The 21,754-nt window shown below is 62.2% G+C and carries 22 protein-coding genes; 5 read left to right on the forward strand and 17 right to left on the reverse strand.

What is annotated here, in order from left to right; all coding sequences use genetic code 11:
* Nucleotides 1-13: 13 nt before the first annotated feature.
* The gene (locus QMK50_RS00465; protein ID WP_320332181.1) at nt 14-868 is read left to right on the forward strand and encodes a helix-turn-helix transcriptional regulator; all 855 of its coding nucleotides are present in this window, start codon (nt 14-16) and stop codon (nt 866-868) included.
* Between the two features lie 17 nt (nt 869-885).
* Here QMK50_RS00465 and QMK50_RS00470 read toward each other — a convergent pair whose 3' ends face one another.
* The 13 genes from QMK50_RS00470 to QMK50_RS00530 form a co-directional block, all read right to left on the reverse strand.
* Nucleotides 886-2,241 (reverse strand): sensor histidine kinase, encoded by a 1,356-nt coding sequence (locus tag QMK50_RS00470; RefSeq protein ID WP_320332182.1) that lies wholly within the window; start codon nt 2,239-2,241, stop codon nt 886-888.
* On the reverse strand, nt 2,217-2,882 hold the full coding sequence (locus QMK50_RS00475) for a response regulator transcription factor (RefSeq protein WP_320332183.1): 666 nt from the start codon (nt 2,880-2,882) through the stop codon (nt 2,217-2,219). The genes QMK50_RS00470 and QMK50_RS00475 overlap by 25 nt, the downstream gene beginning before the upstream one ends.
* A gap of 96 nt (nt 2,883-2,978) precedes the next feature.
* The gene (locus QMK50_RS00480) at nt 2,979-3,395 is read right to left on the reverse strand and encodes a hypothetical protein (protein ID WP_320332184.1); all 417 of its coding nucleotides are present in this window, start codon (nt 3,393-3,395) and stop codon (nt 2,979-2,981) included.
* 27 nt (nt 3,396-3,422) lie between these two features.
* On the reverse strand, nt 3,423-4,187 hold the full coding sequence (locus QMK50_RS00485) for a hypothetical protein (RefSeq protein WP_320332185.1): 765 nt from the start codon (nt 4,185-4,187) through the stop codon (nt 3,423-3,425).
* A gap of 89 nt (nt 4,188-4,276) precedes the next feature.
* Nucleotides 4,277-4,648, reverse strand: coding sequence for a hypothetical protein (locus tag QMK50_RS00490; RefSeq protein ID WP_159995936.1), 372 nt, complete (start codon nt 4,646-4,648; stop codon nt 4,277-4,279).
* A gap of 4 nt (nt 4,649-4,652) precedes the next feature.
* Nucleotides 4,653-6,167, reverse strand: coding sequence for a hypothetical protein (locus tag QMK50_RS00495; RefSeq protein ID WP_320332186.1), 1,515 nt, complete (start codon nt 6,165-6,167; stop codon nt 4,653-4,655).
* A gap of 144 nt (nt 6,168-6,311) precedes the next feature.
* Nucleotides 6,312-7,139: a phosphonoacetaldehyde hydrolase gene (gene phnX / locus QMK50_RS00500; protein ID WP_320332187.1), complete on the reverse strand. Its 828-nt coding sequence runs from the start codon at nt 7,137-7,139 to the stop codon at nt 6,312-6,314.
* Nucleotides 7,140-7,221: 82 nt separating this feature from the next.
* Nucleotides 7,222-8,094, reverse strand: coding sequence for a LysR substrate-binding domain-containing protein (locus QMK50_RS00505; RefSeq protein WP_095170278.1), 873 nt, complete (start codon nt 8,092-8,094; stop codon nt 7,222-7,224).
* A 40-nt stretch (nt 8,095-8,134) separates the two neighbouring features.
* Nucleotides 8,135-9,430: an MFS transporter gene (locus tag QMK50_RS00510; protein ID WP_095170279.1), complete on the reverse strand. Its 1,296-nt coding sequence runs from the start codon at nt 9,428-9,430 to the stop codon at nt 8,135-8,137.
* Between the two features lie 127 nt (nt 9,431-9,557).
* Nucleotides 9,558-10,649: an iron-containing alcohol dehydrogenase PsrA gene (gene psrA / locus QMK50_RS00515; protein ID WP_095170280.1), complete on the reverse strand. Its 1,092-nt coding sequence runs from the start codon at nt 10,647-10,649 to the stop codon at nt 9,558-9,560.
* 135 nt (nt 10,650-10,784) lie between these two features.
* A complete protein-coding gene (gene phnE / locus QMK50_RS00520) occupies nt 10,785-11,603 on the reverse strand; it encodes a phosphonate ABC transporter, permease protein PhnE (RefSeq protein ID WP_095170281.1) in 819 nt (272 codons plus the stop codon).
* Nucleotides 11,604-11,605: 2 nt separating this feature from the next.
* Complete coding sequence (gene phnC / locus QMK50_RS00525) at nt 11,606-12,403, reverse strand: phosphonate ABC transporter ATP-binding protein (protein WP_320332188.1); 798 nt, start codon at nt 12,401-12,403, stop codon at nt 11,606-11,608.
* A complete protein-coding gene (locus QMK50_RS00530; protein WP_159995948.1) occupies nt 12,400-13,266 on the reverse strand; it encodes a phosphate/phosphite/phosphonate ABC transporter substrate-binding protein in 867 nt (288 codons plus the stop codon). The genes phnC and QMK50_RS00530 overlap by 4 nt, the downstream gene beginning before the upstream one ends.
* 109 nt (nt 13,267-13,375) lie before the next feature.
* Between QMK50_RS00530 and QMK50_RS00535 the strand changes: the two genes are divergently transcribed.
* Nucleotides 13,376-14,251: a LysR substrate-binding domain-containing protein gene (locus tag QMK50_RS00535; RefSeq protein WP_320332189.1), complete on the forward strand. Its 876-nt coding sequence runs from the start codon at nt 13,376-13,378 to the stop codon at nt 14,249-14,251.
* Between the two features lie 25 nt (nt 14,252-14,276).
* On the opposite strand, the gene QMK50_RS00540 is transcribed toward QMK50_RS00535, so the two are convergent.
* Nucleotides 14,277-15,233 (reverse strand): site-specific integrase, encoded by a 957-nt coding sequence (locus tag QMK50_RS00540; protein WP_320332190.1) that lies wholly within the window; start codon nt 15,231-15,233, stop codon nt 14,277-14,279.
* Between the two features lie 209 nt (nt 15,234-15,442).
* Between QMK50_RS00540 and QMK50_RS00545 the strand changes: the two genes are divergently transcribed.
* Nucleotides 15,443-15,649, forward strand: coding sequence for a hypothetical protein (locus QMK50_RS00545; protein ID WP_320332191.1), 207 nt, complete (start codon nt 15,443-15,445; stop codon nt 15,647-15,649).
* 19 nt (nt 15,650-15,668) lie between these two features.
* Here QMK50_RS00545 and QMK50_RS00550 read toward each other — a convergent pair whose 3' ends face one another.
* From QMK50_RS00550 to QMK50_RS00560, 3 genes are all read right to left on the reverse strand, one after another.
* A complete protein-coding gene (locus QMK50_RS00550; RefSeq protein WP_320332192.1) occupies nt 15,669-16,934 on the reverse strand; it encodes an MFS transporter in 1,266 nt (421 codons plus the stop codon).
* 38 nt (nt 16,935-16,972) lie between these two features.
* Entirely contained in the window at nt 16,973-18,043 is a 1,071-nt protein-coding gene (locus QMK50_RS00555; RefSeq protein WP_159995958.1) for a sugar phosphate isomerase/epimerase family protein, read from the reverse strand.
* A 112-nt stretch (nt 18,044-18,155) separates the two neighbouring features.
* Nucleotides 18,156-19,664: a PLP-dependent aminotransferase family protein gene (locus QMK50_RS00560; RefSeq protein ID WP_320332193.1), complete on the reverse strand. Its 1,509-nt coding sequence runs from the start codon at nt 19,662-19,664 to the stop codon at nt 18,156-18,158.
* Between the two features lie 237 nt (nt 19,665-19,901).
* Here QMK50_RS00560 and QMK50_RS00565 point away from each other — a divergent pair, with 237 nt between their 5' ends.
* Both QMK50_RS00565 and QMK50_RS00570 read left to right on the forward strand, forming a co-directional pair.
* Entirely contained in the window at nt 19,902-20,882 is a 981-nt protein-coding gene (locus tag QMK50_RS00565) for a quinone oxidoreductase family protein (protein WP_095170289.1), read from the forward strand.
* Between the two features lie 14 nt (nt 20,883-20,896).
* Nucleotides 20,897-21,745, forward strand: a complete 849-nt coding sequence (locus QMK50_RS00570; protein ID WP_320332194.1) for a TauD/TfdA dioxygenase family protein — start codon at nt 20,897-20,899, stop codon at nt 21,743-21,745.
* The last annotated feature ends 9 nt before the right edge of the window (nt 21,746-21,754 follow it).

The raw sequence follows: 21,754 nt of genomic DNA on the forward strand, positions 1-21,754 counted from the left end.
TAGACTGCGCGGCATGAGCAAAGCCCAGGACCACACACTGATCGCCATGCCCTGGCGTGCCCTGCATCAATGGCACGCCGGGCTGGCGCACGCCTTTACCCGGATCGATACGGCGGATGCGTTGCGCTGCCTGGCGCAGGCCTTGGGACACCTGGTGTCGGTGGAATCGGTGATGATCAGCCTGGAGCGCAAGGACCAACCACCCCAATCCTTGTACCTGCAAGGCATTCCCGAGCAGTACCGGGAGTCGGTGATCGAACGCTATTTCTCCGGTGGTTACCTGCTCGACCCGTTCTGCCTGGCGGTGGAGCAGGGCCTGGCGGAAGGCTTCTATCACCTGGAAGAAATCGCCCCGGACGACTTTTTCGACAGCGACTACTACAAGGCCTACTACCTCAAGGGCGGTTGTTCGGAAGACAGTTATTTCATTGTCGATGTCGGCAATCAGAGCAAGGTGTCCCTGAGCCTGTTCCAGGGCTTTGGCGGCCAGGCCTTGAGCACCGGGCAACTGGACCTGCTGCGCGCAGTCGAGCCTATGGTCCGCCAGTTCATCCGCCAGTTTGCCCAGTGCAACCGGCTGATCACCCAACTGGACGCTGCTGCGGTGCCGGCGACGGTCGATCTCAAACCGAGTATCCAGCACGCCTTCGAGCATTTCGGTTGTGAGGTGCTGACCGAGCGGGAGCGTGAAGTGGCGTACATGGTGCTGCGCGGCCACTCGGTCAAGTCGACGGCCAACGAACTGCGGATCGCCGCAGAAACCGTGCGCATGCACCGCAAGAACCTGTACCTGAAGTTGGCGATCAACTCCCAGTCCGAGTTGTTTGCGCTGTTCATCGAGTGGCTGCGTCAAGACCGTATTGCGTGAGCCCTGAACCTGTGGACTCAGGGCTTGACCCGCGGTAACCATACCGCGATACACAGCCCGCGTTGCTGCTCTGGGTCAGCGACACTCAGGGCGATCCGTGCCCCGACACGTTCGGTGATCGCTTTGACAATGGATAAGCCCAGACCGGAGCCCACCTGCTGACTACCCAGGCCACGAAAGAACGGGTCGAATACCCGCTGCTGTTCCTCGGTCGGGATCCCGGGTCCCGAATCTTTGACCGACAGCCGCGCAGCACCTTGATCGAGGTCCAGGCACAGGTCGATCCGCCCACCCTCAGGGGTATAACGAATAGCATTGTCCACCAGATTCTTGACCAGGGTGACCAGGTCGACTTCCTGCATTTGCACCAGCAGGTCCTGTGCGCCTTCGACGCCAATATCGATATGCTTGGCTTCGGCCAGTGGCAACAGGTCTTCCAGGACCCGTCGATAGACCGCGTGGACCGACAATGGGCTGCTGGGCAGCGGGGGGCCGGCCTGGGCCCTGGCCAGAGCCAGCAGTTGATCGAGCAGTTTTCTGCCACGCTCGATGCCGCGACGTAACGGCATCAGGCGCTCATGGGCCAAGGGCGACATGGGCGCCGCCGCCAGGTGTTCGACCTGCAGTGACAGCGCCGTCAGGGGCGAGCGCAGTTCGTGGGCCGAGTCGGCGACAAAACGGCGCTGGGCTTCCATGGCGTTGGCCACTCGTTCCAGCAAGCGATTGATGGCGACCACAAAGGGCCTGATCTCCGTGGGCAGGGAACGCTCATCCAGCGGGTGCAGTTCCTGTTCGGCTCGCTGATCGATTTCCTGGGAGAGCACGGCGATCGGCCGGAACACTTTGTGCACCAGGTCGCTAACAACCAACAACAGGACCGGGAACAGAATCAAAAACGGCAGCAAGCTACGCCACGCACTTTCGCGGGCGTCCTTGTCCCGTGCACCGACTTCCTGGGCGACCACTATCCGTTCGCCGCCAGTGGTGGTCCTGACCAGTACCCGAAACGCCTCGCCGCCGACCGTCAAGGTCGCGATACCGTCGGCCAGGGTGGTCGGGAACGGCAGGGGGAGCATCCGGTCGTCGTTGCCGGCCGCCTGGCTACCGTCGGCCAGGTACTGCACGATCAAGCGCGTCTCTTCATCGTCGCCCGCGGGGAGCAAGCCCTTGGGGTAGTGCAGGTTCATCTGTTGTCGATCTACCAGCAGGGCTACCTGGCGCAGGGCGTCGTCCTGCATCTCGTGGGCTTCGTCCAGGGCGGAGATGAACGCAAAGGCTGCGGCCATTACCGCCACCAGCAAAATCGCCAGCGACAGGGCCAGCGACAGCCGCAGCTGGATCGATTCCTTCAGGCGTTTTTGCCAACCATCCATCCCAGCCCCCTGACGTTCTTGATCACTTGGCTTCCGAGTTTGCGGCGCAAGCCATGGATCAGGAACTCTACGGCGTTGCTTTCCACTTCATTGCCCCAGCCGTAGATGCGATCTTCCAGCTCGCTGCGCGAGAGGATGGCGCCGGGGCGGATCAACAGCGCTTGCAGCAAGGCGAATTCGCGGCTGGACAGTTGCACGGCGGTAGTCTGCCCGGTCCGGGCTTCTTTGGACAACAGGTCCAGCGACACCACGCCATTGCCGAGCAAGGGTAGGGCGTTACCGCCCTTGCGCCGCAGTACGGCGCGCATGCGGGCCAGCAGTTCGCTGATCTCGAAGGGCTTGAGCAGATAGTCGTCGGCCCCGCCATCCAGCCCGCGCACGCGGTCTTCCAGGGGATCGCGGGCGGTGATGATCAGCACTGGCACCGGGTTGTTCGCGGCACGAGTGCGGGTCAGTACGTCCAAGCCGTCCTTGCCGGGCAGGCCGAGGTCCAGCAGCACCAGGTCATAGTGCTGGGCCTGCAGGGTCGCCAGTGCGCTGATACCGTCCTGGACCCAATCGGTGGCATAGCTGGCATCCTTGAGTGCGGCCTCGACCGCAGCCCCGATCATCGGATCGTCTTCGACCAGCAAAACCCGCATGGCATTTCCCTCAAGCGAACCACTGTTGATTGACCATTGAAGCACCCGGACCGACTCAGCACTACCCCATCCCAGCAACAGGCCCGACGACATTCGCTATTTCATTGAGTCGAACACCTTGAGCAGGTGATCCATGGCTGCCTGGCAAGCGCTCTGGTCCGGGTTGCTGGCACGCAAGGCGTCGAGTGCATGATCGATGGCCTTGTCCAGTACATGCCAGTCGCTGGCGTCCCGCGGCTTGAGCCCAGCTTCTGCGGCGTCCCAGGCACTTTCCAGGTCGCGGGCCCGGGCTTTGGCGGCCGCCAGTTGATGCTGGGCGACCGTCCCTGCGACATCGTCGGCAATGCTGCGAAACGACGACAGGTCGCCCAATTTAGAGCCCATGGCCGCTTGCGCCGCGGGTGCGCCGGAAGGACTGGTGGGTGATACCGGCTCGGCAGATTTCGAACAGCCGGCAGTCAGGCCCAATAGGGTGATAGAAAAGACCAGAGCAGTGACGTGTATAGCTCGCATGAAGATTCCTCGAAGAGTTTGGGGGCGTTATTGAGTGAGGCTTTTACGGTTGCCAAGATTGATCTGGGCAACGCCCACCAACATGACGATCACGCAGAGGAAGATCGCACTGGTCCAGGCGGCGCCCATGCCGAGGCCACCATAGGTCTTGGCCTGAGTCAGCAGATCACCGAGGGAAGCACCGAACGGCCGGGTAAGGATGTAGGCGACCCAGAAGCTCAGCACCCCGTTGGCGCCCAGACGCCAGGCGATGAGAGTCAAGGCAATCAATGCGCCGAAAATCCCCGCGCCGAGGGTAAAGCCCAGGCCAAGCGCTTCAGTGGCAAGGTCGCCGGCTGCTGTGCCCAACGCAAAGGTGCAGAGTACGGTTGCCCAGTAAAACAGTTCGCGTCGCGGGGTGAGGATCGCGCGGATCGATAGGTTGTGTTCAACCCGGTACCAGACGGCAAAGGTGCCTGCCAACAGTACCGTGAAGACTGCAGTACTGGTGTACAGGCTGACGTCGAGCATGTCGGTGAGGACATCGGTGATCTGCGTACCTACGATGCTCACCAGCACCACGCTCAGCCAGTAGATCCAAGGCGTGTAGGCGCGAGTGCGCAATTGGGTATAAAGGGCGATTGAGAGCAGGAGCAACATGCCGAGGGTGGTAGGCCCTGCGCCCAGACCGGCATCGACAGCGAGGAAGTCGGCCGCGGTTTCGCCGACGGTGGTGGAAAGGATCTTGATCAACCAGAAGGACAGCGTCACTTCCGGTACTTTGTTCAGCCAGCCGGCTAGCGGGGGATTCATCTCGTGGCGTCTCCTGGGTTGCGCCGTAAGTGGCGCAAGGGACAGGCTACGCAGGCAAACTTAGCCGGAACTGAGGCGTTGGAACGTATCTAACTTTTAATCAGCACTCTGACTTCACCGTGCTTATCCACGACGCCGGTTATTTTTTTGGTTAGCGTGTAGCTACCACCATCGTCATTGCTGTTTTTATCATCGAGCTCAACGGTGATTTGTTCTCCCGGCGCGTAGCCCTCTGTTTTTATAAGAAGCCCTGATACATCTCCACTGGGCAGGTTTTGGATTTCGGCAGAAAAATCGCTGTTCATCCACTGCGCTGAAATGATTTTTTTAGCATCCGTGTCAGGTGCTGTTTTCACCGTTTCAGCGGTGGCCGGGATCAGGTCGGGATAAATGACACTGCTACAGCCTGCTGTTAGCACGCTGAGTAAGAAAATCATTGTGGGCCACTGCAATGTGTTCATTTTTCTACGCTGGCCTCACAGGGGCATCGGTCATGCGGACCAAGGTATCGATTATCTTGCGCATGTTTTCAAACACCTCATCCTGGGCGTCTGCAGCGGCTTTGAATTTCCCAGGTTCGGGAAATTTCCCCCCAAGTGAGTGTGGCGCGGCCCAGCTCTGTATTGCCCGGTACTCGGAACCGATGCTGAAATAGAAATAGAGTTGGTAGAAGAGCCAACCGCGATCGTTGGGGTAACGCTGTGCGAACTTGGCCATTTGTCGTTGCGCCTCGATGTAGGAGGCCAGGGTTTTTTCGTCCAACCCTCGGTCATCGTAAAACCTGGCCATAGTTTCGTGGCTGGCGACCAAGTCCATCTGCCACTGCGCATTGCTCGGCTCCACTTGAATCAGCCGGGTTCGTATTACCAACGCTTGGGAATAATGATTCAGCACTTCTGCCTCTAGTTTTGCGCCTGGCCCATTGTTGTCGTTTTTAATCGCTGCAAAATCCATGTGCGCCACTGCAAGTTCGCGTTGCCATTGGTTGTTGCCAGGGTCCAAGGCAGCCAAATCCTGGTACAAGCCAAATTGATCGGTCACGGCGTCACGTGCTGCTGCCCATTTCCCCCGCATTACCAGGGCTTCGCCGATCTTGCCGAAGGTCACTGCCAACTCGCGGACGAACAGTGGATTGGTTTCATTGCTCCTGAGCACTTTTATGCGTATTGCCAGGGCCTCATGGTATTCAGCGGGCAAGGTGCCGGTCATTGAATTCACCCGGTCCGCAATTTCCTCGTAGGTTGCCGCGAGATCGCGTTGCAACTGCTGGTTACCAGGCGCTGACTTTGCCAGGCGCAGCAGAATATCCAGGGCCGGCTGATAGTAGGCCCTGACTTCTTCGACCCCCACATGGCCCGGGTTGGTTCTTGTGTAGTTCACCGCGAGTGCTTGTTGCCACTTGCTGTTGTTGGGCTGCAAGGCGACCAGTTGTTGGTAAACGATTCGGGCCCTGGTGAAATAACGTCGGGCAGCGTCACGGTAGCTCCAGAGTATTTGCTCCGAGTCTGCTGCCGCGCCAGGTTCCAGGCGTTGCACCTTGGGCATGAGCTTACTGGTGTATGGGTGGGCCTTCAGGTTGTTCCGGGCCAGCTCCAGAGCGGCCCTGTATCCTGCGTTGTACGGAAACAGCTGCTTCGCTCTCAGGGTTTGCAGGTCACCCATGCGATCCAGCGCCACGGCCAGCGCATACTGTGCATCGGTATCACGCGGATGTTGTTCGGCGTAGGTGGACGCCGCAATCACCTGGGTATTAGCGCGCTGCAATTCGGTGTTTGTCTGAAAAACCTGTTCATCCCCAAGATTGCTCGGTTGAGCGCTGGCAAACGCTGCCGTCGTCAACAAGCCAAGTAGCATTGTTGCCATGAAAACACGCTGCGGCCATTTCCCCAAGGCGCAGGCAAATTGGCTAATAGACAGGCGGAATGGGGCTTCTAGTGCGGGAAAAAGATAACGGCAAATCGCTTTTGTCATGAGATTCATCTTGATGCTTCCCTGCAGATAATTCCCACACTAATGACAAAGTCCAACGGACACAAACGCAGGCGGTTTGCCAGGGTCAGTAACCTTGAGCGGCAAAGCCCTATCCACCTCAAGCGCCCAGCGCGCTTGAGGTATTTGCGTGCCTCACGCACCTTGCGGCGTTTCACCCAGTGCCAGGCGGGCGTTGATCTGCTCGATCACTGCCGGCAACTCGGCAATGGTGTCGATCAGGTAGTGCGGGCGGGAACCTTCGAAGGTTTGGCTGATGCGGGCGTGTGCTTCGGCCAGTTGCTCGGGGCTCAGTGCCTGGAACTGTTCGTAGGTCAAGCCCAGGGCGTTGCCGGAGCAGGTCAGGGCGACTGTCCACATGCCGGCGCTGCGGCCTTCGAGGATACCCGGCCAGGTGTCGTCGACCTTGACGCATGCGGCGACGTCGCTGATTCCCAGGGCGATCACGTTAGCCAGGGCCTGTGCCGGATACGGACGGCCGTTGGGCACTTCGTCGGTGGCTACCACATGGTCGGCGACGTAACCGTTGGCCCGGGCCAGCTCTACCACCTTGGCCATCACCACCGCCGGATAGCCGGAGCAGGATCCGATTTTCAGCCCCTGCTCGCGTAGCGCGGCGATGGCCTCCAGGGCGCCTGGGATCAGGGCTGAGTGCAGGGCGATTTTGTCGATCTGCAGCGGCATGAATCGTTCATAGAGTGCAGTGACGTCTGCATCGGTCGGCAGGCGGTCGAACACGGCACGGTAACGTTCGGCAATCTGCGGTTGATTGCACAGCGTGCGGATGTGGTCCCACTTGCCCATGCCCATCGGGCCACGGGCCTCTTCCAGGGACACGGCAACGCCGAACTCGGCAAAGGCTTCGACGAAAATCTGCGTGGGGGCAAAGGAGCCGAAGTCGACGACGGTGCCGGCCCAGTCCAGGACCACGGCTTGCAGGTGGCGCGGTTGTTGATAGTGCATGGTAGATCTCCAGTGTGTGGGTAGGGGGCGGCCGTCCTTCGTGCAAGGAAGTAGGGCGCAAAGGTCAATGGGTACGGTGTTGTCAGGTGGTCGGTATCGGGCTTGAGTCGAACAGCTCGGCGATCATTGGCCGGTTGCGGCGGATGCCCAGGCAGCACAGGTGGTAATCGATGGCGAACGGGTGATCGACGAAGGTGATGGGTTTGGTGCCCGGGGTCTGGGCGTACTCGACAGCCGAGACAAAACCAATGCCGATGCCCTTGGCGATGGCGTGGACAATGGCTTCGCGGCTGTTCAATTGCATCACGCAGTTGAGTTCGACGTTCAACCGCGTGCAGCTTTCCTCCACCAGTTGCCGGGTCCGCGAACTCTTCTCGCGCAGCACCCACTTCTCGGCACTGATCTGCTCGACATGCACCTGTTCCTGCTGTGCCCAGGGATGGTCGTCACGGACCACCGCGATGATCGGGTAGCGCCGGTACAGCTGGGTGTCGAAGCGCTGATCGAACTCGGACAGGGCAAGGATCGCCACGTCGATGTCGAAATTGAACAGTCGCGCCAGGGTCTCCTTTTCCGGGCTGAAGGAGGTTTCCAGCTCGATGTCCGGATGCTGCTGCATCAGTTCATAGGTCAGGTTCATCGCGATAGGCGGCGAAACAGCCCCCAGGCGCAACATGCCAGTCTTGCGTTGCTTGAAACTGTGCAGCAGTTGCACGGCTTCGTCCTCCTGGCCGAACAGGCCCTGGGTAATCCCGTAGAGCTGGTGCCCGGCCGAACTCATGTCGATAAAGCGACCACGGCGGTGGAACAGTTCCACCGAGAACTTCTTCTCCAGGGCGTTGACCTGCTCGCTGACCGTTGGCTGGCCGATGCACAGGTATTCGGCCGCCAGGGTGAAGCTGCCGGTCTTGGCCACGGCGTGAAAGGAACGGAGCCACTTGTGGTACTGGTACATGAGTGCGCCTGCCTGTGAGTCGAAACTGGGTGCCGAGCCATCAACGCCTGATGAACAGCGCGACCAGCGCACTGCACAGGCAGGCCGAGGTGACCACGATGAAGATCAGCGAGGTATTGCCGGTACTGTCGAGCATACTGCCGATCAGGGGTTCCGCCAGGCCAGCGAACAGATAGGAGGAAAAGTTCATCACCCCAGTGGCCGTGCCCGCCCGCTTGGCGCCGACCAGATCCGGGCACAGCGCCCAGAAGCTGGAGGCCGGGCCATAGACGAAGAACCCGCAGAGGAACAGCGCCACCAGGCCGATCATGCTGTGGGGCGGCAGGCTCCACATCCACAGGCTGGTCGCCGCGCCGAGGAACATGTAGAGCATGATCGCCAGGTAACGCTTGGAGCCGAACAGCTTGTCCGACACCCAGCCATTGGTCAGCGCGCCGATCGCCATGCCCACGGGCAGGGCCACGGTGATCCACTTCGGATCCACCAGGCTGTCGCCACTTTTCCAGTCGGCACCGAGAAAATGCACCGGCACCCAGACGATCAGGCCGTAGCGGGCGGCGTTCTGGAAGCCCAGGGACACCGCGGCGATGATCAGCCGGGCATTTTTCAGGACTGCCTTGTAGCGCTGCGCGGAAGTTTCGACCTCGCCTTGCGCCACCTCATGCTGTTTGTCGGCGGCATTGGCCACACCGGTGTCGGCCAGCGGTTCGAAGCCCAGGTCTTGCGGGCGTTCACGGGCAATCAAGTAGAACAGGATACCGCCGGCGAGCATCAGCAACACCGGCAGACGGAAGATCCAGCGCCACTCCAGTTGCAGCACCTCCAGCACCACGATCGAGGTCACGTAGGACAGCACTGAGGCACACCCGGCAGCAAACACATAAAAGCCGTAGACCTTGCCGCGCTCGCCAGCGCTCCACCAGTTGGAGATCAGCCGGCTGCCCGGCGCCCAGCCCAATGCCTGGAAGTAACCGTTGATGCCCCAGGGCAGGATCAGGCTGGCAAACCCGGCAGAGAAGCTGGTCACCCAGTTGGCGCCGCAGGACAGCACGGCGCCCAGGGTCATGATCCGCCGGCCACCGAACTTGTCGGCAAGGTTGCCATTGATGGCCTGGCCGATGGCGTAGGCCCAGAGCATGGCGGCCGACACCCAGCCCAGGGTTTCCTTGCTCAGGCCAAACTCGGCCTGGATCCCTGGAATGGCAAAACCGAAGGTTTGCCGGCCGGTGTAGAAAAACAGGTAACAGAACATCGCCGCCAGCAACATGCGCCACTGGGCGACGCGGAACGAGGCCGTGTGGGTAGCGATACCAGGCAGGGTTTGGGCACGATTCATGATCTTTTCCTTATTATTGTTCGCCCCCCGAGCCATCGCCCGAGGGTGACACCGATTTACCGGTGCCGCAGGAAATCGCCGCGGCCGGTGGCGCCGCAGGCAGTGCGTGTTGAGGTAAAAGCTGGATCTAGGCCGCTTGGCAACCGATGAAGTTCTTGCCGCGCGCGCCCTGCAGGGCGAACTGGATGATGGCCTCGGCGTCCTGGGCGGTGACGCCGTAGTCGGCAAACTCGGTCTTCACCCCGACGCTGTGCAACAGGTCGCGCAACTGGGCCTGGGCCTTGGCCAAGTCGGTGCCGAAAACCCGCTGCAGGGTCTGGTCGCGCTCCTGGTCGTGACCCCAGGCCAGGCCCAGCACCAGGGGCAGGGTGAAGGAGCAGGCGATGCCATGGGGCAGGCCGTGGCGCAGGGTCATTTCATAGGAAATGGAGTGGGCCAGTGCGGTCTTGGTGTTGGAGAACGCCATGCCCGCCTTGAGGGCGGCCAGGGCCATGCGCGAGCGCAGTTCCTGGCTGGACAGGTCGCGCAGCAACCGAGGCAGGCATTCGAGGATGTCCTCGATGGCCGCCACGGCGAAGGTGTCGGAAATCGGGTTGGCGTTGACGTTCCAGATTGCCTCCAGGGCATGGGACAAGGCGTCCAGGCCGGTGGAAACGGTGACGCTGGCTGGCACCGTCAACATCAGTTGCGGGTCGATGATCGCCACTTTGGGCCAGGTGCAGTCCAGGTGCAGTGAGTATTTCTTCAGGCTGGCGCTGTCCCAGATGGTCGCCCAGGGCGTGACTTCGCTGCCGGTGCCGGCGGTGGTAGGTGCGGCAATCAGCAATTTGCTGCGGGCCGGGACAAAGGGCTTGCCGGTTGCCAGCAGGGTCAGCAACTCGTCGAAGCTCCCCGATTCGGTACCGACAATCAGCGCCTTGGCGGTGTCGATGGCGCTGCCTCCGCCCACGGCGATGACCATGGCGCAGTCGCCGGCTTCGGCCCAGAAGCGTTCATAGGTGTCGCGCAGGTGCGCCACGTCGGGATTGGGCTGCACGTCTTCGATCACATAGACCAGGCGATCACCCAGCAGCTCTTCGATCCGTGCCACCAGGCCTAGCCCGCGCGCTTCGGGGAATGTCACCAGGGCGACCTTGTGCTGTTCGGTAATCGCGGCCAACTGTTGCAGGCTGCCCCAGCCGAAACGAGTGTCTACCGGGTTGTGGAATCGGGCGGTCATCAGGGAGTTCCTTATTGTTGTTGGCGAAGTGGCCCCATACTCAGGGGCACTCGCCAACAGCTCAAATCGATAAATCGCAGGTTTGAATCGGCTGGACCGATAACAACCGGCAGCCGAAGGTGCGGCTAGCGCGGTTTAATGGTTGGAACCGCGCTGGATCGCATTGCGCAGCCTGCCGGACACCGCGTCGGCGATGACCACCATCAAGGTAATGACGATGATGCAGGTGGCGGTTTGTTCGTACTTGAACAGCTTCAGGCTGCTTACCAGCTCGAACCCCAGGCCGCCGGCGCCGACCATGCCGAGCACGGTGGCCGAGCGCAGGTTGACCTCGAAGCGGTAGAGGATCACCGCGATCCAGGCGGTAATCACCTGCGGCAGGACGCCAAACACAATCACCTGCAACGGCCGTGCCCCGGTGGCCTGCAGGGCCTCGATGGGTCCCTGGTCGATTTCCTCGATGCTTTCGGCGAAGAACTTGCCGAGCATGCCCATGCCATGCAGCGCCAACGCGAGCACACCGGGAAAGGGCCCCAAACCCACCGCCGAGACAAAGATCAGGGCGAGGATCAGTTCGTTGATGCTGCGGGTGACGTTGAGAAACTGTCGCGTGGCGTGGAATACCAGGCGGTTGCGACTGAGGTTGCGCGCCGCCAGGAACGACAACGGAATCGCCAGCAGCACGCCGAGCAGGGTGCCCCAGATCGCGATCTGCAGGGTTTCGATGGCCGGTGCCAGCAAACGCGGGAGAATGCTCATATCGGGGGGCATGGTGCGGGCGAGGAAGTCGCCGATTTGCGGCAGGCCGCCGGCCAGTTCCGCGACGCTGAGCTGCGCGCCCTCGGCGCTCCAATGCAGGGTCAGCACCACCGCCAGCACCAGCGCCGCGGTAGTCAGCCAGCTCCGCGCGCTGCGCGGCCGGTCGACGGTCCACAGGTAGTTGTTCGGTTGCATGCTCAAGCCCTCGATTCGCTGCACGGCACCAGCGCCAGCGCGCTGGTCGTCGGTGGCACTTCAGGTGCTGGTTCCTGGCCAGGGTAGATGCGTTGCAGGTCAGCCTCGCCCATGCTCGCCGGGTGGCCGTCGAACACCAGGCGGCCGTGGGCCAGGCCGACAATCCGGTCGCCAAACTCACGGGCGTAGTCGACCTGGTGCAGGTTGCACAGCACGGTGATCCCCAGTTCCCGCGATGCATCGCGCAGGTACTGCAACACCAGGCGTGCGGTCTTGGGGTCGAGGCTGGCCACCGGTTCGTCCGCCAGGATCACCTGGGGACACTGGGCCAGGGCGCGGGCGATGCCGACCCGTTGCATCTGCCCGCCGGAGAGGGCGTCGGTGCGTTCGTTGGCCTTGTGCTCCAGCTCCACCCGTTGCAGGCATTGCCTGGCCAGGGCGACATCCGCCCGGCGGAACAGCTGCAGCACCGAGCTGAAGGTGGACACGGCGCCCAGGCGTCCGGTCAGGACATTCTTCAGCACGCTCAGGCGCGGCACCACGTTGTGGTGCTGGAAGATCATCGCCACCTGGCGGCGCAGCGTCCGCGGATCGCGGCAGGAGCGGGCATCGATGCCGGCCACCTGCAGGGTGCCGGAGTCGGCCTGGACCAGGCGGTTGATACAGCGCAGCAAGGTCGATTTGCCCGCGCCGGATTGCCCCAGGATCACCACGAACTCGCCTTGACCAACGTCCAGGTCGATACCGCGCAGCACCGGGTTGCTTCCGTAGTGCTTGGTCAATTGGCGGATGCTGATCATTTCATGCTCCGCAAATCCAGATCGAGCACCTTGGCGGTGTCGCGAACCACGTCGTAGGCGGCGTCGCTGGTGGGCTGGAAGCCGTCGAGCACGCCCTGGTCACCCCACGGCACATCCTTGATCGAGGCCAGGGCACTGGCGACCTTCTGTTGCAGGGCCGGGTCCAGGTCCTTGCGCCAGACCATCGGCGACTCGGGAATCGGCCGCGAACTCCAGACCACCTGGAATTCGTCCTGCTTGACCAGGCCCTTGCTCACCGCGCTGGCAAAAATCCGGTCGGCTACCGCAGCGGCATCCACCTTGTGGTTTTCCACGGCGAGGATGCTGGCATCGTGGGAGCCGGAGAAAATCACCCGGGAAAACAGCTGCGCCGGGACGAACCCGGCTTGTTCCAGGCCGGCCTTGGGGAACAGGTGGCCGGACGCCGAGCTGGGGTCGACAAAGGCGAAGGTGCGGCCCTTGAGGTCGGCCAGCTCGCGGATGCCGCTGTCCTTGCGCGCGACAATCACGCTCTTGTAGGCGCTTTGCCCGGTTTTGCGGGTGACGGCGACCGCGAAGGCTTCGACCTCGGCCACCGAGGTGGCGAGGACGTAGGAGAATGGCCCCAGGTACGCGACGTCGAGCTTGCCGGCGCGCAGCGCTTCGATGATGCCGTTGTAGTCGGTCGCGACAAAGGGCACCACCGGCATGCCCAACCGGGTTTGCAGGGTATCGAGCACCTGTTTGCTGGCTTCGATCATCGCCTGCGAGTCTTCGGACGGGATCAGGCCAATGGTCAGTTGGTCTTTGGCGCTGGCCAGGCCGGCGGCGGTCAGGGCGAGGGCGATGCTGGCAACACGCAGGAATGAGCGAAGAGGTTTCATGGCAATCCAGGGAGTGGTTTGGAGTTGCCTCAGGCTAGAAGTGTCACGTGACAGTCATTCGATCAATTCAATATGGCTTCGGGCAGTTAACTATTGATGGAGTCTATGGATGTCCAGCGCAAAGATGCGAGCGTTCCTCGCCGTGGCCCGCCACGGCAGTTTCAGTGCCGGGGCACGGGCGATCGGCCTCAGCCAGCCGACCCTGACCACCCAGGTGCAAGCCATGGAACGGCAATACAACCTGGAGTTGTTTCACCGCCGTGGGCGGCGCATCGAGTTGTCGGATGTCGGCCGGCAACTGCTGCCGATCGCCCAGGCGATGGCGGCCCTGGATCTGGACGCGCACAACCTGCTGCGCGATTCCGGCCGGCTCGACAGCGGCGAGTTGCGGTTGGGGGCGGTGGGGCCGTTTCATGTGATCGAGATGGTCGACCACTATCTGCAGCGTCATCCACGGATCGATGTGTCGATCCGGGTCGGCAACTCGGCAGAGGTCCTGGCCGATCTCGAACGCTACGTGACCGACATCGCGGTGCTGGCCGGGCGGCACGACGATCCGGCGCTGTGTGCCGTGCATTACGCGCGCCACGCGATCATCCTGTTCGCCCACCATGCCCATCCCCTGGCTGCTCGCGGCTCGGTGCGTCTCGAAGAACTGGAGGGCCAGGCGCTGCTGCAACGCGAGCCCGGTTCCACCACCCGCGCGGTCCTCGACGCGGCGCTGCTGGCCGCGGGCGTGGTGCCGCGAATCGCCATGGAGATCGGCAGCCGTGAAGCCCTGCGCGAAGCCGTGGTCCGCGGGATTGGCCTGGGGGCGGTGTCCGAAGCCGAATTCATTGCCGACCCACGGATCCGCGCGATCCGTCTGGAGGGCGATCCGCTGTACACCGAAACCTACCTCTATTGCCTGGCGGAGCGACGCTCCAGCCGGCTGATTTCATCGTTCTTCGAGGTCTTGCTGGCGGGGCAGGCCCAGGTTTCTTGAGCGTCAGGCCGGGCAGGGCGGCGGATCATTCGAGGGCGCGCGGAGTGATGCCCGCCACCAGCGGTTTTTCCGCCAAGCCACCAAAGCTGTGGGAAGCGTCGACGTAGCGCATCGCCGACTTGATGTCTTTCCAGCCGACGTAGCTCATCAGGGACTTGATATCCCAGCCGTTGGCGGTCGCCCAGGTGGCAAAGCCGCGGCGCAGGGAGTGGCTGGTGTACAGCTCGGCGGGCACCCCGGCTCGGCGAAACAGGCGGCGCAGCAAGGGGATCAGGCTGTTGGCGTGCAAACCGTCCGGCGCCAGGTTGCCCCAGCGGTCCAGGCGCCGGAACACCGGCCCATAGGCAATGCCGGCGGCCGTGATCCAATTGCCATAGGCCTGCACCGGGCAGAGCTTTTTCAGGGCCGGGGTCTGGAAGCGGGTCCCCAGGTGCTGGCGATCGCCTTTACTGTGGGGCAGGTAGAAGCTGATCCCGACCCCCGCTTGCAGCTCGGTGTGTTCAACCCGCAGGCGAGACAGCTCATCGCCGCGAAAGCCACGCCAGAATCCGATCAGCACCAACGCGGCATCCCGCCGACAGCGCAGCACGGTGGGCCAGTCCTGCTGCTGGGCGGCCAGCGTTGCCTGGTGTTCCAGCCAGTCGATGGCCTGCTCCAGGTGTTGCAGCAACAGGGGCGCCGCCTGCTTCTCCTGCGCCGGATGCAAGGTGCGGATGCCCTTGATCATCTGCCGCACCGTCGGCGTCTTGGTCGGGTCGGGAAACCCCTGGGTGATGTGCCACTGGGCGAGGGCGGCCAGGCGTTGCTTCAAGGTGCTGATCGCCAGTTGATCGGCGTAGTCGGCCAGGTAGCGCACGATGCTGTCGCCCGTCGCCGGCAAGAACCCGCCCCAGGTCACTTCGAAGTGCTCCACCGCGGCACGGTAACTGCGCCGGGTGTTCTCCCGGGTACCGGCCTTGAGGTAGCGATCGACCTTGTTCATTCACAGCTCTCCGGACGCAAACGTATTGCTGCGGCATCCAACAACAGGATTTTTGCCTATTAGATTCGATAACGCTCAATTATTCCATCTTATAAACAGCGTTTTCAGCAGTGTGGGATTTCGTATATCTAGTATGTAAATACATGGTACGTACCACACGCATAAAAGCCCGCTGCAAATGCCCTGGCTCCGCAGGAGTTGCAGGTTGAGTGCCATCCGAAGTTGATTGGGGATTAACGGGTGTCGCGTTGCGCATTGCTGGTGCCGAAACGGTACGCCAAGGCCTGGCCGTACAATCCGGTCAGGCCTTGGGCCGCGAAGGAGGGGAGCACGAATGGCGGATCGTCAGAGCTGACGTTGCCGAAGGCACCCGCGCCATGCTGGAGCGACGGGTGCCGATGTTTGCCGGTGAATGAAGAGCAGTAACCCGCAGGTTCAGGCGGGCGCGACGTCAGCCCCGGCGGTGGCTCGGGCGTTCTTGCGCACGGCCTGGTACAGCAGGCTGGAGACCAGGAAGCCAACAATGGCCAGCAGGCTCATCAGGCTAAACACATAGTTGTAGCCTTGCTCGCCCGGGAAGTGGTCGAGGATCGAGCCGTAGATGACGTAGGCGAACATGCCCGGTGCATAACCGATCAGGCAGCCGATGCCAAAGGCTGAGCCGGTGATGTGCTGGGGAATGCCGACTTCGCCCATGGGCGCCCAGAACACCCCGCGCATGGAAAACACGATCAGCGCAAAAGACAGGGTGGCGGCCATGCCGGCGTAGATGTAACTCGGGCTTTTTGGAATCAGCATGATCACGCCCATCAACGGCAACAGCGCCAGGAAAGCCCATTTCAGGTAGCGGCTGGTGCTCTTGAACTGCTTGTCGGCAATGAAGCCACCGGCAGGTCCGCCAAGGATTTTCAGGCAGTACTGGTTGATGATGCCGTAGGCACCGACCAGCGCCACTGGCAGTTGGTACATGTCCTTGAGGTAGGGAATGAAGTAGGTCAGGCCGCAGTACACGATATAGACCATGAACACGTTGAGGCTGACCAGCCAGATCCCCGGGACCTTGATGGCTTCCAACAGGTTCGACAGGCCGTTTTTTGCCTGCACGGTGGTCGACGTGGTGCCGCCCTTGAGCAGGAACCAGGTCAGTGTCCCGGCCAGGATGTCGATCACCGAGTAGAACAGGATCGCCGATTTCAGCCCCGTTTCACCCGACCCCATGGCGACGAAGACCCCCAGCGCAGAAAAAGCCACCAGGGTATCGACCACGCCCCGGCCACCTTCCAGCAGCCCGAACAGGCGTCCTTGTTCCTGGTCGTCGCCCAGGTTGCGGATGGCCTTGAGCAGTGACGGCCAGAACAGGCAGTCGGCGCACACCGCCAGCAGGCTGAAGACAATCAGCAGGTTGCTGAAGGGCGGGAAGGTCGCGAGGTACAGGCCCAGGCCGCCGGTACCCAGCAAGCCCAGGGGAATCAGCTTGCGCGTGTCGTAACGGTCGGCGAGCATTCCGCCGACTACAAACAGCGCGGTCGCAATGATCGCGTTGGCGCTGAGCAGCAGGCCGATTTCAGTGTGGGTCAAACCCATGAACTCTTGCATGGGGATGTAGAAGGCGTCCTTGAGGTTCGCCAGTTTATAGATGGTGCCGCCACCGAGGATCAGGATCAGGAATCTGAGCCATTTGGCCTTGTCACGAGTTGTCATTGTTATTCTCCAAGCGTCGTCAGTGTGTCGCGTCGGGTTCAAGCGGGTGTGCAGGAGGCCAGGGTCAATTCGGCCAAGGTGCGCAACTCGGCCAGCAGGCCGCGCACGTAAGCGACCTGGTTGTTGGCCCAGCGGTGTTCATCGGCCAGCATGCGTTCCAGCGAGTAACCCGCTGGCAACGGCGTATCACTCATTTCCCGGTAGGCAATGAACGGGTCGGCGGACTCGTTGGTCTGGCGAAACGCCGGGGCTACGTAGTGGTTTTCCTGCTCGAGGATGAAGGCGATCACCTGGGGGCTGGACTCGCCCAGCATCAGCAACTCGAACAGCATGCGGGCACTGGGCAAGTCGTCTTCGTCACTGCCTTGCAGCACGCCGTAATGGCCAAAACCACTGTGCTCAGGGACGATTTGCACGCCCTTGAGGTGGACCTGGCGAATGTGCGGCGCGAGGTTGTGCAGGGCCTGCAGCGGCTGTTCACAGGCATTGATCATGTTGCCGAAGTCGAACAGGGCATGCAGCCGGGGGTGGTTGAGGCGGCTGAGCAACTGGGCGATCTCGGCGCTCTTGAGTTCCTCGTGTTGCTCGAAATCGAAGTACAGGTCATGGGCATCGGCCTGTTGCGCGAGGTAGCGCAGGTCGTTTTCGATCAGGTCCATGACCTGTGACAGTGAACCTTCGTAGCGTGAGTACACGCGGATGTTGCGCACGCCCAGGGCGCGGGCGATGGCGACCACTTGATCGACATCGGCTTGGCGAGTGCTGCTGATTTCCAGGTGCACCTCCAGGCCCAGGGCCCGGGCCTTGTCTGCAAACGCCTGCAACTGTGGGGCGCTCATCTGGCTCAGGCTGTTGGCCTCGCCGTCCAGCAGGTGCAGGCTCAAGCCCTGCAGCTCGTGGCGATAGGCAAAGTCCAGGAGGTCGGCGGGGGTGACACGGCCGTGGGTGAGGTTGGTCAACAGGGGATAGGCGTGGGCAAACAGGCGCAGTTGGCCCAGGCGGTCGAGCAACTGGCGCGCCAGTTCCGGGGTCAGTGTTGCGGGCGCTTGGGCGGCGCCGGCCTTGTGACTGAGCAAGGCGCTGAAGCGTTGTTGGATCTTATTGTTCATTCGAGTGGTTCCTGGTTCAGACACCGGGTCTACCGGCGCAACCTTTATCGCGCCAGTCAGGAACTCTCGATAGATCCATTATCGGTTAAATCATAAGACCACTTGCCAGGCCTCAGCTTGCCGCTGGCAGGCACCCCATGTCCTGCAGGGCCTGGGCGAGTGCGGCGACTCGCGGCTGCGCCTGGTCCTCGGGGGTGCTGGCGAAGCCGATCAGCAACGCCGGTGGCTGGCGGTGCTCGATGCAGTAGTCGCTCAGGGCATAGGTGTAGATATGGCGCAACGTCAGCTCCCGGGCGATGAGCTGGTCATCCAGCTGCACGGGCAACCAGGCGATCAGGTGCATGCCGGCATCCACGGGCGTGACCTGGAAAAAGCTCCCCAGCTGTTGCTGCAATTGCTCGACCAGCGCCTGCTGGCGGGCCTGGTACAGTGCGCGCATGCGGCGAATGTGGCCGAGAAAGTGGCCCTCGACCATGAAATCGGCAGTCACTGTCTGCAGCAGGGTCGGCGGGCTGCGATCCATGACCGCGCGCAGGGTGCAAAACGGCTCGATCAAGGCTTGGGGCAAAATCACGTAGCCCAGCCGCAGGGAGGGAAACAACACCTTGCTGAACGTGCCGACATAGATCACCCGTGCCCCCTGGTCCATGGCATAGAGCGCGGGCAGGGGGCGGCCGTGGTAGCGGAACTCACTGTCGCAGTCATCTTCGATGATCCAGCTTTGCTGCTGCTCGGCCCAGTCGATGAGTTCCTGGCGCCGCGCGTAGCTCATGGTCACCCCCAGAGGGTGCTGGCGCGAGGGGGTGGTAAACACCAGGCGAGCGTCGGGACAACTGGCCAGGCCGTACTGCACGTCGATGCCCTGGTCGTCGATGGGCAAGGGCACCACGTGACCACCCTGGGCCTGCAGGGCGATGCGCGCGGCGATATGCCCCGGATCCTCCATCCACACCCGGTCCTGGGGGTTGAGCAGGAGCATGCCCAGCAGGTTGAACGCTTGCTGGGCCCCGGACACGATCACTACCTGCTCGGCAGAACAGTCGATCCCGCGAGCATCGAACACGTAGTGCGCGATCGCCGTGCGAAGGGCCTGTACGCCTTGCAGTTCGCCATAGCCGAGCATCGCCTTGCTCGGTTTGTGCAGGTGGCGGTTCATCAGGCGCTTCCACACCGCCTGGGGAAATGCATCGTAGGCACTGTGGCTGGGCAGGAAGGAAGTCGGGCTGCCGGGCGCCCAGTCGGCATAGCTGATGCCCTGGAAATGGCTGCTGCGTAAAGACAATACCGAGTGACTGAGGTCAGACAGGCGCGGCGGCTGGGGCAGGGCGTCCGGGGCGTTGGTGCTGCGGTTTTCCCACTCGGTGCCGACGTAGGTGCCCGCCCCGGTGCGCGAGGCCAGGAAACCCTCGGCCAGCAGTTGGTCAAACGCGTTGAGCAGGGTAATGCGCGACAGTCCCAGTTCTTTGCTCAACGTGCGGGTCGACGGCAGCCGCACACCGCCCTGGATCCGGCCGTTGAGGATCTGCTTGCGAATCTGCAAATACAGCTGGCGGTACAGCGGTATGGAGCTGGTGCGGTCCAGCACGATGCCCGACAGCAGCAAGCCAGAGGGGGATTTCATTGCACGCTCGTCTACAGGAGGTTGGGGTTGGGCTGAAGTGGCTTGCGGCCAAGGTTACCCAGAGGCCTGGGATAAGTCATCCACGGGACCTTGAAGCCGTTGATCCGGCGCGCTCGATTGTCACGAAATGAAAAGCCATTGTCGTCTGATGAGAAGCGGTGCCGCAGGCTGAGTCCTACAGTCCAATCAGCACAATTCGATGCCGCATGCCTATCTTGCAATGGAGAATAAGAAAACATGGCCAAAGCCGTCCGCTTTTACGAACCCGGTGGTCCCGATGTCCTTCGCCTTGAAGACGTCGAAGTCGGCGAACCCGGTCCCGGCCAGGTTCGTCTTCGTCATGTGGCGGTCGGCCTGAACTATGCCGACACCTACTTTCGCAATGGCACCTACCCGATCCCAATGCCCAACGGCATGGGCGTGGAAGCTTCCGGGGTGGTCCAGGCCATTGGCGAAGGGGTCAGCAACGTACAGGTTGGCGACCGTGTCACCTACACCGGCTTTCTCAACACCCTGGGGGCCTACAGCACCGAGCGCCTGATCCCGGCCGCGCCGCTGATCAAGCTGCCGGAAACCATCAGTTTCGAAACCGCCGCCGCCATGACCATGCGTGGCCTGACAGCCTCGTACCTGATGCGCCGCATCTATGACTTCAAACCCGGTGACAGTATTCTGCTGCACGCAGCCGCCGGTGGCGTGGGCCTGATCGTTTCGCAATGGGCCAAGCTGCTGGGCCTGACGGTGATCGGCACCGTGTCGACCGAGGCCAAGGCCGAAGTTGCCCGCGCCCACGGTTGCGACCACGTGATCAACTACAGCCACGAAGACGTTGCCCTGCGGGTGCGTGAATTGACCGATGGGGTAGGGGTCAACGTGGTGTTCGACAGCGTTGGCAAAAACACCTTCATGGGCTCCCTCGATTCCCTCAAGCGTCGTGGCCTGCTGGTGTGTGTCGGTACCGCTTCCGGTCCGATCCCGCCATTCGACCCAGTGCTGCTGGCGATGAAGGGCTCGTTGTTCATGACCCGCCCGGCGCTGGCGGACTACATCTCGGACCCGGCAGAGAAGGCCGCCCTGGCCGGTGAACTGTTCGAGCTGGTCGGCAGCGGCCAGATCAAGATCGAGATCAACCAGCACTACGCCTTGCAGGACGCCGTCCAGGCCCATCGGGACCTGGAGTCACGCAAGACCACGGGCTCGTCGATTTTCGTCATCTAAGGGAGCCGCCTGCCATGAGAGTCGAACAATTGACCTGCAGCATCGGCGCGGAACTGATCGGCGTCAGCCTCGCCGATGCGGTCCACGACGACGGTCTTTTTGCCGAGATTCGTGCCCAGTTGCTCAAGCACCGGGTGGTGTTCCTGCGTAACCAGGACATCAGCCGCGCCGAGCATGTGGCCTTCGCTCGCCGCTTCGGCGAGCTGGAGGATCACCCGGTGGCCGGCAGCGACCCGGACCACCCGGGCCTGGTGCGCATCTACAAGAATCCCGACCAGCCGATGGACCGTTACGAAAACGCCTGGCACACCGACGCCACCTGGCGTGAAGCACCGCCCATGGGCTGCGTGTTGCGCTGCGTGGAGTGCCCGCCAGTGGGTGGCGACACGATGTGGTCGAATATGGTGGAGGCCTACGCACGACTGCCGGAAGACGTGAAGCTGAAGATTGCCGAGCTGCGTGCACGCCACAGCATCGAAGCCAGCTTCGGCGCCGCCATGCCGATCGAAAAACGCCTGGCGCTCAAGGCCATGTACCCGGATGCCGAGCACCCGGTCGTACGGACCCACCCGGAAACCGGCGAAAAGGTGTTGTTCGTCAACGCCTTCACCACCCACTTGAGCAACTACCACACCCCCGAGCGGGTGCGTTTCGGCCAGGACGCCAATCCGGGCGCCAGCGAACTGCTGCGCTACCTGATCAGCCAGGCCTATATCCCCGAGTACCAGGTGCGCTGGCGCTGGCAGCCCAACAGCATCGCCATCTGGGACAACCGCAGCACCCAGCATTACGCCGTCATGGACTACCCACCGTGCCATCGCAAGATGGAGCGGGCCGGGATCATCGGCGACAAGACCTACTGAAACACCGCA

It is taken from the genome of Pseudomonas sp. P5_152 (assembly GCF_033989915.1).
In the GTDB taxonomy this organism is placed as follows: domain Bacteria; phylum Pseudomonadota; class Gammaproteobacteria; order Pseudomonadales; family Pseudomonadaceae; genus Aquipseudomonas.

Bases quoted from the DNA above. Each gene is read 5' to 3' on its own strand.
- QMK50_RS00465 (WP_320332181.1), top strand. From the start codon at position 14: ATGAGCAAAGCCCAGGACCACACACTGATCGCCATGCCCTGGCGTGCC.
- QMK50_RS00470 (WP_320332182.1), bottom strand. From the start codon at position 2,241: ATGGATGGTTGGCAAAAACGCCTGAAGGAATCGATCCAGCTGCGGCTG.
- QMK50_RS00475 (WP_320332183.1), bottom strand. From the start codon at position 2,882: ATGCGGGTTTTGCTGGTCGAAGACGATCCGATGATCGGGGCTGCGGTC.
- QMK50_RS00480 (WP_320332184.1), bottom strand. From the start codon at position 3,395: ATGCGAGCTATACACGTCACTGCTCTGGTCTTTTCTATCACCCTATTG.
- QMK50_RS00485 (WP_320332185.1), bottom strand. From the start codon at position 4,187: ATGAATCCCCCGCTAGCCGGCTGGCTGAACAAAGTACCGGAAGTGACG.
- QMK50_RS00490 (WP_159995936.1), bottom strand. From the start codon at position 4,648: ATGAACACATTGCAGTGGCCCACAATGATTTTCTTACTCAGCGTGCTA.
- QMK50_RS00495 (WP_320332186.1), bottom strand. From the start codon at position 6,167: ATGAATCTCATGACAAAAGCGATTTGCCGTTATCTTTTTCCCGCACTA.
- phnX (WP_320332187.1), bottom strand. From the start codon at position 7,139: ATGCACTATCAACAACCGCGCCACCTGCAAGCCGTGGTCCTGGACTGG.
- QMK50_RS00505 (WP_095170278.1), bottom strand. From the start codon at position 8,094: ATGTACCAGTACCACAAGTGGCTCCGTTCCTTTCACGCCGTGGCCAAG.
- QMK50_RS00510 (WP_095170279.1), bottom strand. From the start codon at position 9,430: ATGAATCGTGCCCAAACCCTGCCTGGTATCGCTACCCACACGGCCTCG.
- psrA (WP_095170280.1), bottom strand. From the start codon at position 10,649: ATGACCGCCCGATTCCACAACCCGGTAGACACTCGTTTCGGCTGGGGC.
- phnE (WP_095170281.1), bottom strand. From the start codon at position 11,603: ATGCAACCGAACAACTACCTGTGGACCGTCGACCGGCCGCGCAGCGCG.
- phnC (WP_320332188.1), bottom strand. From the start codon at position 12,403: ATGATCAGCATCCGCCAATTGACCAAGCACTACGGAAGCAACCCGGTG.
- QMK50_RS00530 (WP_159995948.1), bottom strand. From the start codon at position 13,266: ATGAAACCTCTTCGCTCATTCCTGCGTGTTGCCAGCATCGCCCTCGCC.
- QMK50_RS00535 (WP_320332189.1), top strand. From the start codon at position 13,376: ATGTCCAGCGCAAAGATGCGAGCGTTCCTCGCCGTGGCCCGCCACGGC.
- QMK50_RS00540 (WP_320332190.1), bottom strand. From the start codon at position 15,233: ATGAACAAGGTCGATCGCTACCTCAAGGCCGGTACCCGGGAGAACACC.
- QMK50_RS00550 (WP_320332192.1), bottom strand. From the start codon at position 16,934: ATGACAACTCGTGACAAGGCCAAATGGCTCAGATTCCTGATCCTGATC.
- QMK50_RS00555 (WP_159995958.1), bottom strand. From the start codon at position 18,043: ATGAACAATAAGATCCAACAACGCTTCAGCGCCTTGCTCAGTCACAAG.
- QMK50_RS00560 (WP_320332193.1), bottom strand. From the start codon at position 19,664: ATGAAATCCCCCTCTGGCTTGCTGCTGTCGGGCATCGTGCTGGACCGC.
- QMK50_RS00565 (WP_095170289.1), top strand. From the start codon at position 19,902: ATGGCCAAAGCCGTCCGCTTTTACGAACCCGGTGGTCCCGATGTCCTT.
- QMK50_RS00570 (WP_320332194.1), top strand. From the start codon at position 20,897: ATGAGAGTCGAACAATTGACCTGCAGCATCGGCGCGGAACTGATCGGC.